13 protein-coding genes are annotated in these 19,541 nt (G+C 70.0%); 2 read left to right on the top strand and 11 right to left on the bottom strand.

What is annotated here, in order from left to right; translation table 11 throughout:
* Window positions 1-679: 679 nt before the first annotated feature.
* On the top strand, window positions 680-2,038 hold the full coding sequence (locus A5789_RS21120) for a glycosyltransferase family 4 protein (RefSeq protein ID WP_155525536.1): 1,359 nt from the start codon (window positions 680-682) through the stop codon (window positions 2,036-2,038).
* 91 nt (window positions 2,039-2,129) lie between these two features.
* Here the strand turns inward: A5789_RS21120 and A5789_RS21115 are convergent, their stop codons facing one another.
* From A5789_RS21115 to A5789_RS21105, 4 genes are all read right to left on the bottom strand, one after another.
* Window positions 2,130-2,711: a MarR family winged helix-turn-helix transcriptional regulator gene (locus tag A5789_RS21115; RefSeq protein WP_082856606.1), complete on the bottom strand. Its 582-nt coding sequence runs from the start codon at window positions 2,709-2,711 to the stop codon at window positions 2,130-2,132.
* The gene (locus A5789_RS21110; protein WP_155525537.1) at window positions 2,711-4,330 is read right to left on the bottom strand and encodes an FUSC family protein; all 1,620 of its coding nucleotides are present in this window, start codon (window positions 4,328-4,330) and stop codon (window positions 2,711-2,713) included. Before A5789_RS21110 ends, A5789_RS21115 begins: the two co-directional genes overlap by 1 nt.
* A gap of 23 nt (window positions 4,331-4,353) precedes the next feature.
* Complete coding sequence (locus tag A5789_RS38300) at window positions 4,354-4,482, bottom strand: hypothetical protein (RefSeq protein ID WP_255401971.1); 129 nt, start codon at window positions 4,480-4,482, stop codon at window positions 4,354-4,356.
* Window positions 4,483-4,848: 366 nt separating this feature from the next.
* A complete protein-coding gene (locus A5789_RS21105; protein ID WP_146098713.1) occupies window positions 4,849-5,886 on the bottom strand; it encodes an AraC family transcriptional regulator in 1,038 nt (345 codons plus the stop codon).
* A gap of 89 nt (window positions 5,887-5,975) precedes the next feature.
* On the opposite strand from A5789_RS21105, the gene A5789_RS21100 reads away from it, so the two are divergent.
* A complete protein-coding gene (locus A5789_RS21100) occupies window positions 5,976-6,194 on the top strand; it encodes a hypothetical protein (protein WP_030515125.1) in 219 nt (72 codons plus the stop codon).
* A 17-nt stretch (window positions 6,195-6,211) separates the two neighbouring features.
* Here A5789_RS21100 and A5789_RS21095 read toward each other — a convergent pair whose 3' ends face one another.
* The 7 genes from A5789_RS21095 to A5789_RS21065 all read right to left on the bottom strand — a co-directional run bounded on the left by A5789_RS21095 (window position 6,212) and on the right by A5789_RS21065 (window position 19,536).
* Window positions 6,212-6,811 (bottom strand): TetR/AcrR family transcriptional regulator, encoded by a 600-nt coding sequence (locus A5789_RS21095; protein WP_082940857.1) that lies wholly within the window; start codon window positions 6,809-6,811, stop codon window positions 6,212-6,214.
* Window positions 6,801-7,232 (bottom strand): hypothetical protein, encoded by a 432-nt coding sequence (locus tag A5789_RS21090; RefSeq protein WP_064905796.1) that lies wholly within the window; start codon window positions 7,230-7,232, stop codon window positions 6,801-6,803. The genes A5789_RS21095 and A5789_RS21090 overlap by 11 nt, the downstream gene beginning before the upstream one ends.
* Complete coding sequence (locus A5789_RS21085; protein ID WP_063009154.1) at window positions 7,229-7,537, bottom strand: hypothetical protein; 309 nt, start codon at window positions 7,535-7,537, stop codon at window positions 7,229-7,231. The genes A5789_RS21090 and A5789_RS21085 overlap by 4 nt, the downstream gene beginning before the upstream one ends.
* 84 nt (window positions 7,538-7,621) lie before the next feature.
* Complete coding sequence (gene fabD / locus A5789_RS21080) at window positions 7,622-8,953, bottom strand: ACP S-malonyltransferase (RefSeq protein WP_064905800.1); 1,332 nt, start codon at window positions 8,951-8,953, stop codon at window positions 7,622-7,624.
* Between the two features lies 1 nt (window position 8,954).
* Complete coding sequence (locus A5789_RS21075; RefSeq protein ID WP_030515120.1) at window positions 8,955-9,860, bottom strand: 3-oxoacyl-[acyl-carrier-protein] synthase III C-terminal domain-containing protein; 906 nt, start codon at window positions 9,858-9,860, stop codon at window positions 8,955-8,957.
* Complete coding sequence (locus A5789_RS21070) at window positions 9,857-16,156, bottom strand: type I polyketide synthase (RefSeq protein WP_064922705.1); 6,300 nt, start codon at window positions 16,154-16,156, stop codon at window positions 9,857-9,859. The genes A5789_RS21075 and A5789_RS21070 overlap by 4 nt, the downstream gene beginning before the upstream one ends.
* Complete coding sequence (locus A5789_RS21065) at window positions 16,153-19,536, bottom strand: type I polyketide synthase (RefSeq protein WP_082940855.1); 3,384 nt, start codon at window positions 19,534-19,536, stop codon at window positions 16,153-16,155. The genes A5789_RS21070 and A5789_RS21065 overlap by 4 nt, the downstream gene beginning before the upstream one ends.
* Window positions 19,537-19,541: the final 5 nt, after the last annotated feature.

The following is a 19,541-nucleotide window of genomic DNA, read 5'->3' as shown; positions in this document are numbered from 1 at the left end:
CATCCCACCTCGTAGTAGGTCGTGATCGAGGTCAGCTTACACAGACCAACCTTCTTGCGTAGCAACATTTTTGATCTTCATATACTTGATCTTGAATTTTGCACCGGACACTCCGGGACAATTGCCCCAGCCATCGACCGGCTATCACTTTCTACGCCGTACGACCTGCAAATGAGGGCGTTTTCCGGAACATTCGGACGCCACGCGCAGCGGCGCGGCAATGGTAAATCAACGGTCAATACTCTGCCGTGAAACAGTAAGTCCGTCGGCGCGTCGTAATCGCAATTTGTCTCGAATGCCCGAATTGCCGGGATTTCAATTCGGCGATCTATCGATGCCTTATATATATGCGCGCCTCGGCGCCCGAACGCGGAGGCGCCGGCGCGGCCGTGACGCCCCGGACACCCCCGGCAGGACCGGCGACAGGGTCCGCCGCGATGTCCTACCGCTCGGTAATCCCGCCCGCGTACCCCGGCTCACTTGCACAAATTTTGCGTTCTACCAGGCATTCCCGGACATTTTACTGCCGAAGGGTTACCGTGTCTGCTGCTGGGTACATCACCCACCGGGTCGCTCCGGCCCGCCCGATGAGGGAAACCGAAGTTCCCGAGAGACGCCTGGTGGTTTCTGGTCTCTCGCCATGCTTGGTCGCAGCTTCACACGTTGAGGAGGCAGTACCATGAGCAGTAACCCGTCAGGCTCGGATTCCGCGGGCCCGTCCGGCTCCAGTCCCGTCGAGTGCGACGACTCCCTGCACTATCCGGAATCGGAGTACTCGGCCTCTTTGTCCAGCGCATCGTTGTCCGGCGCATCGCTGTCCGGCGCATCGCTGTCCGGCGCCCTGCGCGGCACCACGTTGGAGGACGCTTCACTGGCGGACTCGGAATCCTTGATCTACCGGCTCCACGAACCCGGCGCGTCCTTACACATCGTGATGGTCGCACCGCCGTACTTCGAAGTGCCGCCTGCCGGTTACGGCGGCGTCGAAGCCGTGGTGGCTCAACTGGCGGACGCACTGGTAGCACGCGGGCACCGGGTGACCCTTTTGGGCGCCGGCCGCTCCGGGACTACTGCACGGTTCATCCGGGTATGGGACGACATCCTCGCCGAACGCCTCGGCGATCCGTTCCCGGAGGTGCTCAACGCGCTCAAGGTTCGGCGCATCATCACCGAATTGGCGCAGACCGAACGGATCGACGTCGTTCACGACCACACCTTCGCGGGGCCGCTGAACGCTCCGATGTACTCCGCTCTCGGCATTCCGACCGTCGTCACCGTGCACGGTCCGGTCGACGGGGAAGCGCAGGAGTACTACAGCTCGCTGACCGATACCGCGCAGTTCGTCGCGATCAGCGATCGGCAACGCTCCCTGGCGGAGAATCTCAACTGGGTCGGCCGCGTCTACAACACGGTCCGCCCCGCGGAATGGCCGTTCCAGACCCGCAAACAGGACTTCGGCCTGTTTCTGGGGCGCTACGCCCCCTACAAGGGTCCCGACCTGGCCCTGCACGCCGCCCACGAGGCGGGGATGCCGCTGGTGCTGGCGGCGAAGATGAACGAACCCCCGGAGAAGGCCTACTTCGAGAACGCGGTGCGGCCGCTGCTGCGCGACACCGATTTCGTCTTCGGTGAGGCCGACCAGATCGCGAAGCGGCTGCTGCTCGCCTCGGCGCGCTGCCTGCTGTTCCCGATTCGATGGGAGGAGCCGTTCGGCATCGTGATGATCGAGGCGATGGCCTGCGGCACCCCCGTGGTGGCCCTGCGCGGCGGCGCGGTCGAAGAGGTCGTCGATCACGGGGTCACGGGCATCATCTGCGACGATCCCGCCGAACTGCCGGCGGCCATCGCCGCGGCCGACGAGATCGACCCGGCCGCCTGCCGGCGCCGGGTGGTGGAGAAGTTCTCCGTCGACCAGTTGGGCGCCGGATACGAGGCCGCCTACTACGCGGCGATCGACAAACTCGCCAGCGTCCCGGTACCCGTCGCATCCGACGGCGTTCCCCTGATCCGCCCGCTCTCGGCCGTCGGAAACGGCTGACGCGCAGGCGAATCCACCCGCATCCGGTCCGCTTCGTCGTACGACCGGATGCGGGCGTCCTCGGGAGAAGCGGAGCGAGTCGTCTCGAGAGTCAGCGGGGCAGCCCGCCGAACCGTCCCTCCCACCGCACCAGCACATCGGCCAGAATGCGAGCGAGTTCGCGCTGGTCGTCATCGGGTAGTCCGGACAGCAATCCGGCCTCGTAGGCCAGCTGTCGCGGCATCAGCCGATCGATCAGCGCGCGGCCGTCCGCGGTCAACGCGATATGGGAGACCCGCCGGTCCCTGGTGTCGGCCCGACGGCCGACCAGCCCGCGCTCTTCCAGCCCCCGCAGCCGCTTGGTCACGGCCGCGGGCGAGGCGAACGTTTCGCGCGCCAGCCGGCCCGGCGTGAGTTCACCGCCGACCCGTCGCAGCGCCAGCAGAATGTCGAATTCCGGTCGAGCCAGTTCTTCGTCGCCGAGCGGGGCGTCGGCGACCTGTTGCAGCAGGGCCGCACAGCGGGTGATGCGGCCGATCACCGCGATCGGACGCAGATCGAGTTCCGGTGCGGCCCGCGCCCACTGCCGCATCACCTCGGCGACGGCATCGTCGGCTACCGCGTTCTCGGCCGCGTTTTCTTTGGCGTCTTCGAGGACCGGGGAGGGAGAACCGGCCGGGGTCCGCGCGGTCATCACGACACCGCCGCGAAGGTTCTGACCGGCAAGCGATCCAGGAGCTGATGTCCGGTGCGTTCCGCGGCGACGATGCGTTCATCGGGGAGCGGAGCACTCCACCATTCCCCCGCCGCGGTATCGGCGCACGTGCGAACCTCGATCAGGGCGGCGGCGAGCCGGGCCCGATCGGCCGGCGCCGCGGTGCCGGAGTCCACCGCCCGGCGGGCCCGGCCGATCGCGGCATCGAGGTCGCCCAGCGCCGCCGCCACCCGGTCGGTGACCCGGCGATTGGGGATGGCGAAGCAGATCAGGACCGCGACCACCGCACCCACACAGGTGTCGAGCCAGCGATCGAGTCCGAGCTCGGAGGCCGGTCGCGGGGTGGCGAACTCCACCATCGCCAGGGCCATCGGTGTGATGAACACCGAAGCGACCCAATAGTTCCGGGAGATGGTGGCCTCGACGATCACCTGGCAGATCAGCGCCATCACCACCAGCGCGACGGCGCTGTGCGCCCACGGCGCCACCGCCGTGAACAGCGCGACACCCACGAGATTGCCCAGCACGCGTTGCACAGTACGCTGCCACGACTGCGCGGTATTGACGACGATCAGGACCGCGGCGGTCATCACGGCCCAGTACGGACGATTCACGCCCAGCGCCAACGAGATCCAGCCCGCCGCCGCGGCGCCGAGGGTGACGCGGGTGGCGAGCGGCAGTCCGGGCGCGCCGGGCAGGAAGGCGTGGCCCACGCGCCGCAACGCCGCCCCGCGGACGGCACCGGTTCGGCCGAGGCCGATACCGCGAATCTCGGACTCTTCGGCTGCGGCGCAATGGATCCGGGGCACCTCGAGGCCGCTGCGCAGGGCGCGGGCGTACCGGTCGAGGGTGCCGGCGCCGGCGTCGGCGCCGAGTCGGGTTCGATCTCGTGCCGTGGCGAAACCCGATGCCGCGGTGTCATTCTCGGCGTCGGAGGGGTACAGCAGATATTCGGGACCGGCGGGCCTGGTTGTGGCGGCGAGGGTTTCGGCCCGGGCGAGCAGACCGGCCAGCGCGGCGAGTTGCGCCGTGGTGCGAGCCGTCGCGGGCACCCGGGACAGCGCGGTCCATCCGGCCTGCACGGCGACCGCGGCGTCGTGCCGGGCGCGCGGTACTCCCGCATCGCCGAGTGGCACCCGCAGCAGCCGGGCGGTCGATTCCAGCGCCCGTGCCACGGCCAGGCGTTGCGGCGCGTGCGGACGGACCAGCGCCGGAGCCATACAGACACACCACGCCAGGACGCCGCCCAGCAGGATCAGAGCGAGGTGACCGGGAAGTTGTCCGGCACGCTGCGGGATGAAGGCCGCGCTGGAGACCACGAAGGTGAAGATGATGTTGCCGGGCGGTCCCATCCGGGAGGCGTCGCAGACCAGCTTGTAAAGCCCGGCGAGCACCGCGATCACCAGGACCCGCACCGCCGCGGATTCGATCAGCGCCGACGCGGTCAACGCGACCGCGGTGCCGGCGAACATCCCGAGCACCACCCAGGCCAGGGTCCGGCCGCGGGCGGCATACGGCAGGCCGTGCCCGTACAGGGCGCACAGACCACCGGCGCTGGTGTAGAAGGCCAGCTGCACCTGCCCGGTCGCCAGCAGCACGACCTCCGGTCCGCCGATCGCGATCAGCGCGCCAGCGCGGACTGGTACCAGGTGTCGGCGACCGGACGCATCCGGAAGACCCCGCGCAGCGACAGCATCCGCAGCGTGGCGCGGAGACCGGCAGCCGGGGAGGACGAGGCACGATGCGACACCCGAGAAGGTTAACAGGTATTTTACTAGGAAACTATATGAGGGCACTCACCCTGCCGCACGGCTGGACATGGGTAGCCGGCTGGGCACCCGACGTTTCGCCGTCGAGCTCGGCGGGGCCGGACGGCCGGTGACCCTGAACCGCGGCGCCGAGACACAACCGAGCGGCTCGGTTTCCCCGTTGACCCGCACGCGCCCACCATCCGGCCTCGGCGCAATTCGCCGGCATTCGGTCGCCATATTGCGAATGCAGAATGTGCTCGTGAAAAACGCGCAGCGAGTTATCCGGAACACCGTGCCACACATTGTTGCGGGCACCTTAAATCACGGATTCCCCGAAATCCGAATACGCGTCAGGACACGATTCGCTATCGATTTCGGGTCAGCGACTGCCGGTAAGCCCGCGGCGACATCCCCATCCATCGGGTGAAGGCGTGTGTGAAATTAGCCGTTTCCGCATATCCGAGTCGGCGGGCGACATCCTCGACCGTCGCCCCGGCGCGCAGCAACTCCGCCGCGGTGCTCTCGCGCACGGTGTTGAGCAGGCCGCGGAAGCTGGCGCCCTCGGAGGCGAGCTGGCGGCGCAGCGTACGGACGTTGATGTGCAGCTCGGCGGCCACTTCGGCCATCGACGGCACCGAACCCGGTTCGCGCAGCAGGCGCTCGCGGACCAGTGTCGACAACTTCCAGCCGCCGTCGAGCAGGACCTGCAGCGCCTCGCGGCACTGCCGCTCGATCAGATTCGCGGTATGCGAATCGGCATGTGGCATGCGCAGATCCAGGAACGAGCGCGGCAGGACCAGCGCGGTACGCGGGCAGTCGCTGAGGATGGTGTCGATCGAGGCGAATTCGGCCAGTGCGGCGGCCCGGTCGGCGTCCAGCTCCAGTTCCAGGCGGACGGCGGGGATGGTCACGTCGAGCGCCCGGCCGGCCACGAAGATCAGCGCCACCTCGCGTTCGACGAAGAATCCACGCAGGTCGGCAGGTATTCCCGAGCCGTCGGCCACCAGCGCGACCTCGTCGCCACCGGAATCGTCGAGGTGATAGCGCGCCGCGACCGAGACGAGATCCTGATAGCGGACCGCGATGTTCAGCACGTCACGCATGGTCGCGCTGGCCAGGGCCGCGAGGCCGACCAGACCGGCCTTGCCGAGCGACGCCTGCGCGGCGGTCTGCACGCCGAGCCCGGGACGATCGCCGAGCGCGCGAATGAGATTGCGGGCGACAGCGAATTCTTGATCCGGCCAAATTCGCACCTGTTCATCGGCCAGATCCGCGGGTTCGATTCCGGTGCCCGCCAATAACAGCGGTTCATCCAATCCATGCGCGAGCCCGACACTCACCATCATGCGCACACTGACGCTGCCGTGCGGTAACACATCGGACGGCGTACCGATCCCAACCACAGTCCGAAATTACCAATATTCGGTCCGTTCGGCACATTCCGGCCCCCGAAAGTGGGGGCATAACCTCGACAGACCGACATCGGCACGGGATGGCCGAAGGTCAGGCAGGGATCGAGGAGGGCGACTACACCGTGGACATGTTCAGTACCTGTTGGATGGAACCGCTCGACCTCACCCCGCAGAAGGCCCATCAGATCATGCAGATGCACCGGGGCTGCCGCACCGACGAATGCCCGCGCCGCCGTGCCGCACTGCGTGTTCTGGTCGAGGCAGGCCGACTGATTCCGGATTCCTCACGGGTGCACTGACACCGCCCGGGTGACGGTTACCCGCCCGCCCAGCGGTCGGTCCAGTCCCGCCCGATCCGGCGCGCCCGGGCCGGCGGCATGCGATCGGGTTCGGTGAGGACGGCGAGCGTGAGACCGTCGAGCAGCGCCAGCAATTCGGCTGCGGCATCGGCGGATTCGTCGAATCGGTCCGGATTCACGGCGGCCAGCGCCCGGGCGAGCAGTTCCTCGGTGTGCTGCCACTGGGCTCGATGCAGCGCCGCGATCTCCGGGTCGTGGGCGGCGCGGGCCACCAGTGCGACCCACACCCGGGCCAGGCGATCCTCGCTGTCGGGGGCGATGAGCAGGTCGACGAGGCGGGACAGGCGCTGCGCCGGCCGAAGCTGTGCCACCGTCGCGGCGTCGAAGCGGCGGGCCGCCTCGTCCCGCACGTATTCCCACACCCGGTGCAGGAGGTCGGTTTTCGTCGAGAAGTAGTACTGCACCGTACCGATCGACACCTCGGCGCGAGCGGCCAGCGTGCGGATGCTGACGCCCTCGATCCCGTTCTCGGCGATGACGTCGGCCAGCCGATCGAGCAGCTGATCACGACGGTCCATCGCGGCACCGGCCGCCGCCCCGGCCCGCTCAACGCCCACCGCGCCGACTCCTCTCCCGCTGATCGCGAGCCCGATAGTAGTGCCGGATCTGTGCTCCCACCCGACGCGCCACCGCCACCGGTTCCCGGCGGCCGTCGCCACGGGAGGCCCGCTCCACGACGGCGGCGAAGAACAGCAGCAGCACCGCGACGCCGCTCAGGCCGAAGTAGACCGCATCCCCGAGCAGGCCGACGAGCATGCGGGCCGATTCGTGATCCGGTCCGGCCAACGCCGGTAGCAGCGCTTCGAATTGCAGCAGACGCAAACCCTCGGCAACCAGCCACAGCACCGCTGCTCCGGCCAGCGACCACCCGGCGAGGCGATAGCCGCGCGCCAATCCGACGCCGGCCACCAGTGAGACCACCGCCAGCACCAGCACCGCCAGCTCGCCGGCACCGAACACCACCTGCGCGCCGCTCATCGCGCCGGCTCCGGCCGCACCGGACGCCGCAGGATGGCGACCAGCAACAGCGCCCAGGCCAGCACCAGCAAGAGGTTGCGGACGCCGGCGCCGAACTCCATGCGCCGCGTAATGCCCTCGGCGCCACCGGAACCGAACCACATCGCCCGACTGGTGACCAGTCCGACCACCGAGCCGGTCACCGCCACCCCCGCGGCGAGTACCGCGGCGCCGAAGGCTCGCCCCAGCCGCCGCCGGTAGTACAGCGCGATCGCCGCACCCAGCAGCGGCGCGCACAGACCGAGCAGTTCCACGAGACGAAACATCGGCAGCCACCCTCTCATACGTTCGTATGAGAACTACCATACGAACGTATGAGGCCTGCGGTCAATACGACCGTATGAGATCGGTCAGGGTGTCGCGAAACTCCATTCGTCGCCGTCGGGCCAGATGACGCGGGAGCCGTCGCGCCGGCGCAGGGTTCCGGCCGGGTCGACGATCCATTCCGCGGGGTCGAAGGTCTCACCGCCATCGGCCGGATATTCGACGGCGAGGTGGTCCCGTCGCAGATAGGCTCCGTCCTCGCGCGGCGTCCACGCGTCCGGATCGAAAGTGCGCAGCGCGTTGTCCGCGGTGATCACCGCCATCGGGCCGTAGCGCCGGAGACGGGAGCCGTCGGAACGGACGGTCCAGGCCGCATCGGTCATCGGCTCGGATTCGTCGGTACCGGCCCAGACGATCTCGGATGTGCCTGGCGCGTACAGATCGCCGCGCTCGCCGTGGCGCCAATATCCCGGTTCGCGCCGCGTCCACGGCCGGTCGGCGAGCAGATCGAGCACCGCGTCCAGATCCTCCGGCGCGCCGAAATGCGCTGCGGCGATGGATTTTTCCGACCGTCGCACCATGGAGGTGAGGCGGGCGCCGGGCCCGGCTTCGATCACGTACCGGACGCCGCGGGCCGTCAGTCCGGCCATCACGGCGTCCCAGCGCACGGGTGCGCAGATCTGCGCGGACAGCGCGCCGGCCGGATCCGCTCCGGCTCGCCAATCCCCGGATGTGCCGTCCACCACCGGAATTCGTGGCGTCGTGAATTCGGCGCGGGCCAGCTCGGATCGGAAGGCGGCCGCGGCCGGTGCCATCAGTGCGCAGTGAAACGGGGCGCTGACCTCGAGAACGCGGGTGATCGCGCCGCGTTCGTCGGCGAGTCGCCGTGCCCGGGCGACCGCGCCGGTGTGCCCGGAGATGACCATCTGACTCGCGCCGTTGTAGTTGGCGACCGCGACGACCTCGGATTGCGCTGCGGCAGCGCAGATCCGGTCGACCTCGTCGGCGGCCAGACCCATCACGGCCACCATCGAACCCTCCCCGGGCGGCACCGCCTCCTGCATCAGGGCACCCCGGCGGCGCACCAGGCGCACCGCGGTCTCGAAGTCGAGGGCGCCGGCGCAGACGTGGGCGGTGATCTCACCGAGGCTGTGACCGGCCACGACCACCGGATGAATGCCGGTCTCGGACACCAGAACCCGGTACGCCGCCACGCTGGTGGCCAGGATGGCGGGCTGGGCGTACTCGGTCCGGGCCAGCGCCGCCGGGTCGCCGCCGAAGCAGAGCTCGCCGAGGCCGAATTCGATCGCCGCGTCGGCACGGTCGAACACCTCGCGCGCGACCGGGTAGGTGTCGGCCAGCGCCTTGCCCATGCCGGGGAATTGCGCGCCCTGACCGGGGAATACGAATGCGAGCATGTCAGCCGATCCTCAACAGTGCGACGCCCCAGGTGCCGAACCCGTGGCTGATGGTCATGACGATCTCCCCCGGCGCGACGCCGTCCTCCAGATAGGTCTGCAGGTTGATCAGGTTGTCGGCCGAGTGCACGTGGGCGTAGTCGGCGATGTTGTCGAGATAGCACAGGTCGTGGTCGAGTCCGGCCGAATCGGCCATGAACCGCACGGCCTCCTCGTTGACGTTGTTGGCGATGATGCGTCGCACGTCGGCGCGGTCCAGGCCGGCGCGGTCGAGCATATCGGCGACCGCGCGGGACAAGCCGCGTTTGGTGAGCCCGGCCAGCGCCGGCATCTTCGCCACGCGGATCAGCTGGTTGGTGCCCTGATTCGAGCCGAGCACCTCGATGCGCGACGGTTCGGCGGAGGTGATCAGGCAGGCGGCCGCACCGTCGCTCAGCACCGAGAGCGCGTCGCGCAGGATGCGGGCGTGCGGATCCGGGCACGCGTCGGAGGTGACGACCAGGACATTGCGGGCCGATCCGGCGGCTACCAGGCTGTGCGCGATCCGCAGGGCGCTGCCGAAATTCGCGCATTCGGCGAGGGTGACACCGATCGGCGTGGCGCGGGTGAGGCCGAAACGCTCACAGAAGCGCAGGAATTCACCACCGGCCAGGGCGCCGGTTTCGGGACTCGACGACGCGTAGACCAGCAGGTCGATCTCGGCCGCATCCACCGGGATCCGGTCGAGAGTGCTCGCGACCACCTCGGCGGCCAGTTGCAGCGGGCTCTGTTCGGTGCGGCAGTAGTGATACAGGCCGAGGCCGTGCATATCGCGCAGCATGGCGGGGTCCTCGCGCAGCGGCTCCAGGCCCGCGATGGGCTCGCGAGCGCCGACGGCGTAGGAGATCCCGTGCAGATAGACGCTCATCGGGACTCCTCCTCACGCAGGCGGCCGGACAGGTAGCGGTGCATCGCCCGCACCGTCGGATGTTCCCAGTGCACCGCGCCGGGCAGGTCGATCCCCAGCGCCGCCGACAGCCCGTTCTTGAATTCGAGCAGCGCCAGCGAACTCATGCCCAGTTCCAGAAACGGTGCGGCGGGATCGATCTCGTCGGCATCGATGCGCAGGACCGCGGCCGTTCTGCTCAGCAGCAGCTCCCACAGCGCGGCCTCGCGCTCCTCGGCCGGCAGGCGGCGCAGCTCGTCCGCCAGGGCCGAGGTGGCGCCGGAACCCATGGCGCGCAGAGGTTCGTACATCGGCACGGCGCGCGCGAAGGGATGGGCGCCGAGCCAGGCGTCGGCATCGAGACCGATGATGGCGGCGCGGGGACGACCGTCGTCGAGCAGTGTCTCCAGCAGCGTGTATGCCGTCGCCGGCGCCAGCGAGCGGATTCCACGGCCGGCCAGATACTCCTCGGTCGCGTCGCTGCGCGCGGCGAGTCCGGTATCGCGGAACGGACCCCATGCCACCGCGGTGGCCGCCAGCCCCTGCGCACGCCGGTAGTGCGCCAGGCCGTCGAGAAACGCGTTGGCGGCGGCGTAGTTCAATTGACCGCCCGAGGGCAGCAGGGTCGCGGTGGAGGAGTACATCACGAAGTACTCGACGGGATCGCCGGTCACCGCACGGTGAATGTTCCAGGCGCCCAATGCCTTCGGACGCAGCACAGGATCGAACCGGTCCCAGCTCTGATTGGTCAGGACGGCGTCGCGCAGGACGGCCGCGAGATGGAACACCCCGCGCACCGGACCGATCCGGGAGCGCAACCGCCCCACGGCGTCGGTGACCTCGACCGCATCGGCGACATCGGCGCGTTCCACGATCACGCGCTCTCCGGCGACGTTGAGTTCGTCGATGATCGCGCGTTCGTCGGCGGTCGGCTCCCGGCGGGCGAGCAGTCCGACCTGCGTGCCGCCCCGTTCGACCAGGGTGCGGGCCAGTTCGAGACCCAGCCCGCCGAGGCCGCCGGTGATCAGGACGCAGCCGGGTTCGGCCAGCCCCTGCGCGGCACCGCGCACGATGTCGGTGGTGGCCGCGTCGTCGGTCACCAGCACCAGTTTGCCGGTGTGCGCACCGGTGCTCATCAGCCGGAACACCTCGGCCGCCGCGGCGATCGGATAGGTCTGCACCGGAAGCGGTTCCAGTTCGCCGGAGACGACGCGGTCGAGCGTGTGGTGCAACAGTTCGGCGAAAACCTCCGGGCGCTCGCGATGCAGGCCGGCCATATCGACGGCGGTGTAGGTGATGCGGCGTTTGAAATGCTCCAGGGGGAGCCGCCCCGAGCCGTAGATATCGCGTTTGCCGAGCTCGAGGAAGATCCCGTCGGCGGCGACCGTGCGCAGACTCGCCTCGGCGGCCGCGCCGGTGAGGGAGTTGAGCACGATATCGACCCCCGCGCCGGCGGTGACATCGAGAACCTGCTGCTCGAATTCCGTGGTGCGCGAGTCGAAGACGTGCTCGATGCCCAGCTCCCGCAGGAAGCGGCGCTTGTCCTCGGTGCCCGCGGTCGCGATGATCTCCAGTCCGTGCCGCCGTGCCACCGCGATGGCCGCCGCACCCGTGCCACCCGTAGCCGAATGGATCAGGATGCGCATGCCGGGGCGCACCCGGGCCAGATGTTCGAGTGCGTAGCAGGCGGTGGTGTAGGCGGTGGGCAACGCCGCGGCGTCGGTGAGCGCGAACGTCTCCGGCAGGCGATAGACCAGCGCCGCGTCGGCGACGGCATGGGTGGCCAGGCAGTTCAGCGCCACCGCCACCACCCGGTCGCCGACGCGCACCGTGTCGACCTCGGCGCCCACGGCGACGACGGTGCCCGCGCATTCCGATCCCAGCGGCACGTCGTCGAGATCCGCGAAAAAGCCCATGGCCCACATGACGTCGGCGAAGTTGAGACCGGCGGCGGCCACGGCGACGACGACCTCACGGGGGCCCGGTCGCGGCCGGCCGCGACCGCGCAGCGTCAGCGTCTGCAGGCGGCCGGGCTCGTCGATATCCACCCCGAAGCCGCGGGTGCCCGCGGCGACGACGGGTGGATCCGGATTCAGCCGGACCCGGTCGAGGCGCGCGACCCAGCGAAGTCCGGAGCGCAGCGCGATATGCCGCTCGCTGCCGTCGGCGAGTTCCGCGACCAGGTCGGCCGTGTCGTCGCCGTCCACGCCCGCGTCGGCGGCCAGGTCGACGAGCGTGGTGCGCAGTTCGGGGTGTTCGGCGGCCAGGGCGGTGCCGAAACCCCACAGGGCCGCCTGCCACGGGTCCACGCACTCCTGCGCCACCGCCTGACCGCCGCGCGTGACCACCCACAGCCGGGGCGCGGAGGTCATCCGCACGGCCGCCCGCGCGAGGCCGAGCAGTGCGGCGAGATCGGCGAATGCCGTTGCGCCGTCCTCGGTTCCGGCGAGGTACAGGATGTGATCCGCGGGTTCGTCGAAGGTCGGGGCGTGCGGTTCGGTGTCGTCGGCACTCGGCGCGACCGCGACCGTGGCGGCGTCTGCGCCCGCCGCGACGAGTTCCTGGATCAGCGTTTCGGGTCCCAGCGGTGCGTCGTCGTCCGGGTCGCCGCCGACGACCACCCAGCGTCCCGAGAGCCGCCCGGTCGCGCGCGGACGCTGCTGCCAATCGACCGCGAGGACGGCGGCATCGGCGGTATCCGCCGCGTCGACGCGGGTGGCGGTCAGCTCGCGCACCGTGGCGACGAGCGAGCCGTCGTCGGCGTAGATGTCGAGGTCGGCGGTCTGCAGGCGACCGTCGCGGGCGTAGCGGCGCACATGGGCGTGGACCTGGGGCGGAATGTGGTCGGCGACGTGCAGGGCGCCGATCGCGGACGGCAGGAACAGTTCGTCCCCGGCCAGTGCGCCGACCACCTGGAAACATCCGTCGAGCACCGCGGCGGCCGTCACCCCGTGCTCCGGGTCGCGCGCACCGGCCGCCGCGCTCACCCGCCCGAGCGCCTCACCATCGCCGACCGACAGTTCCGTCACCGTGCGGAAGGCGGGCCCGTAGCGAGTGCCGTTGCGGGTGTAGGCCGCGTAGAGATCCTGCGGGTCCACCGCGGTGAGGCAGTGCCGCCGCGCCGCGGCCAGTCCCGGGACCTCGGGGATGTTCTCGCCGGAAACGATCCGTCCGCGAGCGTGCTCGGTCCACACCGTGGCCGCGCCACCCGGCTCGGCGGCGCGGGCGCTGATGCGAAACTCGTTGTCGCGCAGTACCACCTGCACTCGACGGCCGGTCTCGGGCAGGGTGAGTACCCGCTCGAACCGGATATCGGCGAAATGGCAGCCGGGCCCGAAACCGTGCTGCAGGCGGGCCGCGGCGGCGAGGTTGACCAGCCAGGCGCCCGCGGCGACCGGCGTATCCCCGACCGCGTGGTCGAGCAACCAGGGCGAGCGAGCGGGATCGACCACGCGCTGGAGCAGGCGTTCGCCGCTGACGGACGATTCGACCACCGCCTGACCATCGTGCTGTTCGGCCGCCACATCCCAGTCGGAGCGAGCCCAGAACCGCTTGTGCTGCCACGGATACGCCGGCAGTTCGACGATCCGGCCGCGCACCCCGGCGGCCGCCCAGTCCACGGGGACTCCGTGCACGTACAACCGGGCGATCAGTTCCAGGATGTCGCGGCGCGCGTAGCCGTTGCGTTTCAGGGATCCGGCCACCGCACCCCGGTCGTTCGACGCGTCGATGCGGGCGCGGATGCCGTCCACCAGAACGGGATTGGGCCCGATCTCGACGAAGGTCGCCGGACCCTCCGCGAGCACCCGCTCGACGGTCTCGTCGAGGCGGACCGTGCTGCGCAGATTACGACCCCAGTAGTCGGCGGTCAGCGCATCGGTGGGGACGTAGTCGGACTCCACGGTGGACAGGAAGGCGGCCCGGCCACCCGGGATCGCGGTGATGCCGGCGATCCGCTCGACGAAGGCGTCCAGGTGCGGATCCAGCTGGCGGCTGTGCGCGGCCGACTCGATCTTCACCCGCCGAGGATCGTAACCGGCTGCGGCCAGCGCCTTTTCGAGCCGATCCAGATCGGCGACCGTTCCCGAGACGACGACCTGCGCGGGTCCGTTCACCGCGGCGAGGTCGGATTCGCCTTCGATCTGCTCCAGCCATCCGGCGAGCTCACCGGCGCTCATCGGCACCGACAACATGCCGCCGGTCCCTTCGATCGCGCGCAGCACGCGATTGCGGTGGACGATGACCGCGGCGGCGTCGGCGAGGCTCAGTGCCCCCGCGACCCGGGCGGCCGCGATCTCACCGACGCTGTGACCGATCACGGCATCGGGCCGGAACCCGGTCGCCGCCAGCAATTCCGCCAATCCGATCTGCACGGCGAAGGACATGGGCTGGGCGAGATCGATACGGCCGCCGTCGGATTCGCCGGTGGCCAGCAGTTCCGCGATGTCGGCGCCCAGATGAGGTTCGAACGCCGCCGCGCACCGCCGCACCGCCTCGGCGAATACCGGATAGTCGGCCATGAGCTGGGCACCCATCCCGGTCCAGTGCCCGCCGAATCCGGCGAAGACGAAGACCAGGGCGCCCGGTTCGCCGCGGCGGCCGCGAATCACGCCCGCGCGATCACGATCCTCGGCGACGGCGGTAAGTCCGCGTTGCAGTGCGGCGGCGGTTTCCCCGATCACCACGGCACGATGGTCGAGTGCGGCGCGACGCGACGCGGTGAAGCACAGGTCACGCGCAGGCGCGCCGGCCGCCAGCCGGTCCCGCCAGCGAAGCGCGGTATCCCGCAACGCTTGTTCGGTGGCCGCCGACAGCGGCAGGACCAGCAGTTCCCGAGCCGGTTCGGCGGCAACCCCGGCATCCCCGGCATCTTCGGCCGCCGGTTCGATCCCCGGGGCCGCGGTGATGATCGTATGCGCGTTGGTCCCGCTGAATCCGAATGCGCTGACCCCCGCGTACACCGGCTCGGCGCCGGAGATCTCCCGCGCCTCGGCCGGGATCACGATCGGCGTGGCGTCCCAGTCGATCAGCGGATTCGGCGCGTCGAAATGCAGTGTGGGCGGGACGATCCGGTCGCGGACGACCGTGATGGCCTTGAGCAGTCCGGCGATTCCGGCGGCCGGTTCCAGATGGCCCAGATTGCCCTTGGCCGATCCGACGAGCAGTGGACGGTCTCGATCGGCGCCGAAAACCGCGGACAGCGCACGCAATTCGATGGGGTCGCCCAGCGGTGTGCCGGTGCCGTGCGCCTCGATGTAGTCGATGCGGCCGGCCTCCAGCTTGGCCTCGCGCAGCGCATCCCGCAGCACCTGTTCCTGGGCGCGGCCGTTGGGCGCGGTGAGGCCGTTGCTGCGGCCGTCCTGATCGACGGCCGTGGCCACGATCGAGGCCAGCACTCGATCACCGGCGGCATGGGCGGCGGACTCGCGCTTCAGCACGACGACGCCGCACCCCTCGCCGCGCACCAGTCCGTCGGCGGCGGCGGAGAAGGGCGCGCAGCGATTGCTCGGCGAGGGCGCGCGGAGTTTCGACATCGAGATCATCGACTGCGGGGACACGATCAGATTGACCCCGGCCACCAATGCCAGCTCGCACTCCCCCGACCGCAGGCTCTGCACCGCCAGATGCAGCGCGACCAGTGCGGACGAGCATGCGGTGTCGACGACCAGGGCGGGCCCCTGCAATCCGAGGTGATAGGCGATCCGCCCCGCCGCCACCGACGGCGCCAGACCGGTGGCGGAATAGATGTCGATCGCCGCCGGATCCGTCGCCGCGGCGCCGTAATCGTTGGGGCACATCCCGACGAAGACGCCGGTCCGGCTCTCGCGCAGGGACTCCGGTGGAATCGCGGCATGCTCGAGCGCCTCCCACGCGACCTCGAGCAGCAGCCGCTGCTGCGGGTCCATGGCCTCGGCCTCGCGCGGCGAGATGCCGAAGAAGGCGGCATCGAAATCGCCGATATCGGTGAGGGCGCCCATCTTCGCGATGAAAGATCTGCCGGGTGCGTCGGCGTCGGGATCGTAGTAGTGCTCGACATCCCAGCGGTCCGGTGGAATATCGACCACGCCGTCGCCGCCCGCGCGCAGGAATTCTGAGAATTCCTCCAGCGAACCCACGCCGCCGGGCAGGCGACAGCCCGCACCGATCACGGCGACCGGCTCACTGCGCTGTGCCAAGGCCCCGCGGGCCGTGCGCAGGGCGGCGATGGCGCCGCGTAAGGCCTCACTGCTGTCGCCGCCCTCGGGCAGCGCACTCGGATTCGTCGCGGTCGGGGTCAACGCAGCACCTCTTCCAGGGCAGCCACTTCCGCGCGAGCCAGCGCGATGAGATCGGATTCGCTCAAGCCGTCGAGCGGGATGCGGGTCGTGCTGACGGGGATGTCGAACGACACGGGGTGCGGGTCGGCCGGGTCGTGGTACTTCGGCTGCGGCTCGATCGTGGTCGGTTCCGCCGCAGTCGCCGGTGCCGACATCGCCGGTTCGGCGGCCGGCTCGGACGGAATCGTCGGTGCGGCGGCCAACCGCGCGGTGAGCTCGGCGATCTGCACTGTGGCCGTCGGGAATTCGAAGGCGAATGCCGCTTCGATCGGCAGCGCGAGCGCACGGCCCAATACGGTTCGCAATTCGATCGCCATGAGCGAGTCGAAGCCGAGTTCCTGCAGCGGTGTCTGCAGATCGACGGGATCGGAATCCGGCATCTGGAAGACCTGCCGGATACTCGCGACCACCACCGCGCTCACGCGTCGGCGCAGCAGGTACAGCTCCGCCTCGGACGGCGCGGGCCGCGCCGATGCGACGGCTCTCGCGGGCACGTCCGACCCGGTCGCATCGGTGCGCACAGGCGGTCCGGGAACTGCGGACCCCTGGACAGTTCCCGGACCATCGCCCGAAGCTGTCGTGGCCGATCGAGCGGCATCGAGGCTGTCCACATCGAGGGCTTCGACCCGCGGAAGCCGAGCCGCCGCAGCGGGTGCGCTCGGCTCGCCGGTCGCATGCGTGGCGCCGGACGCTTCCACCCAGTAGCGGCGGCGCTGAAAGGGATAGGTGGGGAGGGTGATCCGGGGATAGTGGGTGCCGTGCAGGTCGCGCAGATCGTCGACGGCGCCGGCCACGAACAGCCCGGCCGTGCACCGGATCACTTCGCCGCGAGTGGTTCCGGTGGTGAACCAGCGGCTCTCCGGGGCGGTGCGGCGGCTTCCCAGTTCGGTCAGCGTCGCCCCCGCGACCTCGGCGAATACCGTGCAGTCGAGTTCTCCCAGCGTGGCGAAGGCCCGGTCCAGGTGCGCGGGCCACAGCGGGCGGCTCGACCAGTAGGCGGGATCGGCCGCTTCGTGGCCGAGGCGCATCCCGGTGTGCGCGGAGACGACGGTGAGTTCGGGCTCGCCCGGCTGTCCCGGATCAGGGACGGCCGTTCCCAGGTGGTCGCGCAGTTCGGCGTGCGTCGTCGCGGCGACACCGGCGGCGCGCAGGCGGTGCAGGAGCGGCTCGCGACCGCCGGGGCCCGCCTCCAGCAGATAGCGGTCGCCGGCGTGACCGCACAGGCGCGCACCGGTTTCGCGCAGTACCGCGTCGAGCGGCGCACGGTCGTCGGTGCGTGCCACCACGCGTTCGCCGAGCAGCGCCGCGGTCGAGACCGAAGCACGCAGTGCCACAGCCGGTTCCAGAATTCCGGCGATCGCGGCGGTCACGTACTCGCCCACGCCGACGCCCAGCACGGCAGCCGGGCGCAGACCGAATGCCAGCAACTGGCGAGTGGTGGCGTACCGGTGCACGAAGGCCAGCGCATCCGCCAGGCCGGGGACGCGCTGCGCCTGATGCGGTGCCAGCCCGGCGAACAGAGCGGTCCGGAAACTCTCCCGCGAGGCGGTCGCCTCCAGGCATTCGTCGACGGCGGCGCGAAAGACGTCGGAGCCGGTGTAGCTTTCGCGATCGAGCGGTTCCACACCGGGTCCGCGGTGCCCGATCAACAGTGCGGTACGCACGGCACGACCACGCGGCACGTGGCCGGTCACGATCGTCGGCTGCCGCTGCCCGGCGGTATGTGCGTCCAGGGCGGCCGCCATCGCGGTCGTACTCCCGGCCACCACGGCGAGTCGATGTTCGAACGCGCTCCGCCCGAGATTCGCTGTCGCGCACACCGATTCGAGTCTCGACGGTTCCACGGTGCGCAGCGCGAGCGCGAACCGCCGCGCCTGCGCCCGCAACGCCTCGTCGCCGCGAGCGGACAGCGTCAGCAGGCCCGAGGGTACGACGCTGCCGGATTCGGCTGCCGCCGGCGGTTGTTCGACCAGCACGTGCGCGTTGGTCCCGCTGAAACCGAACGAACTGACACCCGCGATCCGCGATCCGGCGGGCCACGGTGTGGTCTCGGTGACCACCCGCGCCGAACCGGACGCCCAATCGATGCGTGGATTCGGTTCCCGCACATGCAGCGTCGGCGGCAGCACACCGCGCTCGACGGCCAGGGCCGCCTTGATCAGACCGGCGATCCCCGCCGCCGTCTCGGCGTGCCCGAAATTCGATTTGATCGACCCGACCCACAGCGGCGCACGCGCGCCGCCGAAGACGGAGTTCAGCGCACCGATTTCGATCGGGTCGCCCAGCGCGGTGCCCGTGCCGTGTGCCTCGATGTAGTTCACTTGCGCCGGTTCGAGATTCGCCGCCCGCAGCGCTGCCCGCACCACTGCCTCCTGCGCGCGGGCGCTCGGCACGGTGAGTCCGCCGGTCCGGCCGTCGTGGTTGACCGCGGAGCCGCGGATCACCGCGTAGATCCGGTCGCCGTCGCGCTGTGCCTGCGAGAGCCGCTTGAGCACCACCAGACCGGCGCCCTCGGCGCGACCGTATCCGTCGGCGGAGGCATCGAAGGTCTTGCAGCGGCCGTCCGGCGACAACGCCCGGATGCGGCAGCAGAACATCGTCGACAACGGCGAGAGGATCAGGTTCACACCACCGGCCAGCGCCGTCGAGCAGTCGCCGTTGCGCAGACTCTGCACCGCCTGATGGACCGCCACCAGCGACGAGGAGCACGCGGTATCCACCAGTGACACCGGTCCGTGCAGATCCAGCGTGTACGCCACCCGGCCCACCGCGATACTCGGTGTATTCCCCAGTCCCGCATAGGCGTTCATGGCTTCGGGGATATTCGCGACGGCGATGCGGTCGTAGTCGCGCCAGCTGAATCCGACGAACAGGCCGGTATCGGATCCGCGCAACCGCTGGGGCGCGATACCCGCGTTCTCCACCGCCTCCCAAGCGATCTCCAGCAGGAGCCGTTGCTGCGGGTCCATCGCGTGCGCTTCGCGCGGTGAGATGCCGAAGAAGTCGGCGTCGAACATGTCCACCGCGTCGAGAAATCCGCCGCGGGTGGTGTAGATGGTGCCGGGCTTGTCCGGGTCCGGATCGTAGAACCGCTGCACATCCCACCGATCGCCGGGCTGTTCGCCGGTGGCGTCGACACCCCCGGCCACGACGTCCCACAGGGTGTCCGGCCCGGTGATGCCGCCGGGGAACCGGCAGCCGATGCCGACGATCGCGATCGGTTCCGCCGGACGAGGTTCGGCCAGCCGCTCCCGCGCCGCGCGCAGGGCCGCGGCGATGCGCTGCTCGCGGTCGGGTGTCACACCGGTGGTGGAGACGGATTCGGAACTAGCTGCGGACATATCCC

Origin of the sequence: Nocardia sp. 852002-51101_SCH5132738, from assembly GCF_001665695.1 — a bacterium.
Classification (GTDB): Bacteria; Actinomycetota; Actinomycetes; order Mycobacteriales; family Mycobacteriaceae; genus Nocardia; species Nocardia nova.
The sequence above is the reverse complement of the archived record's forward strand: the minus strand, read 5'-3'. Positions and strand labels throughout refer to the sequence as shown.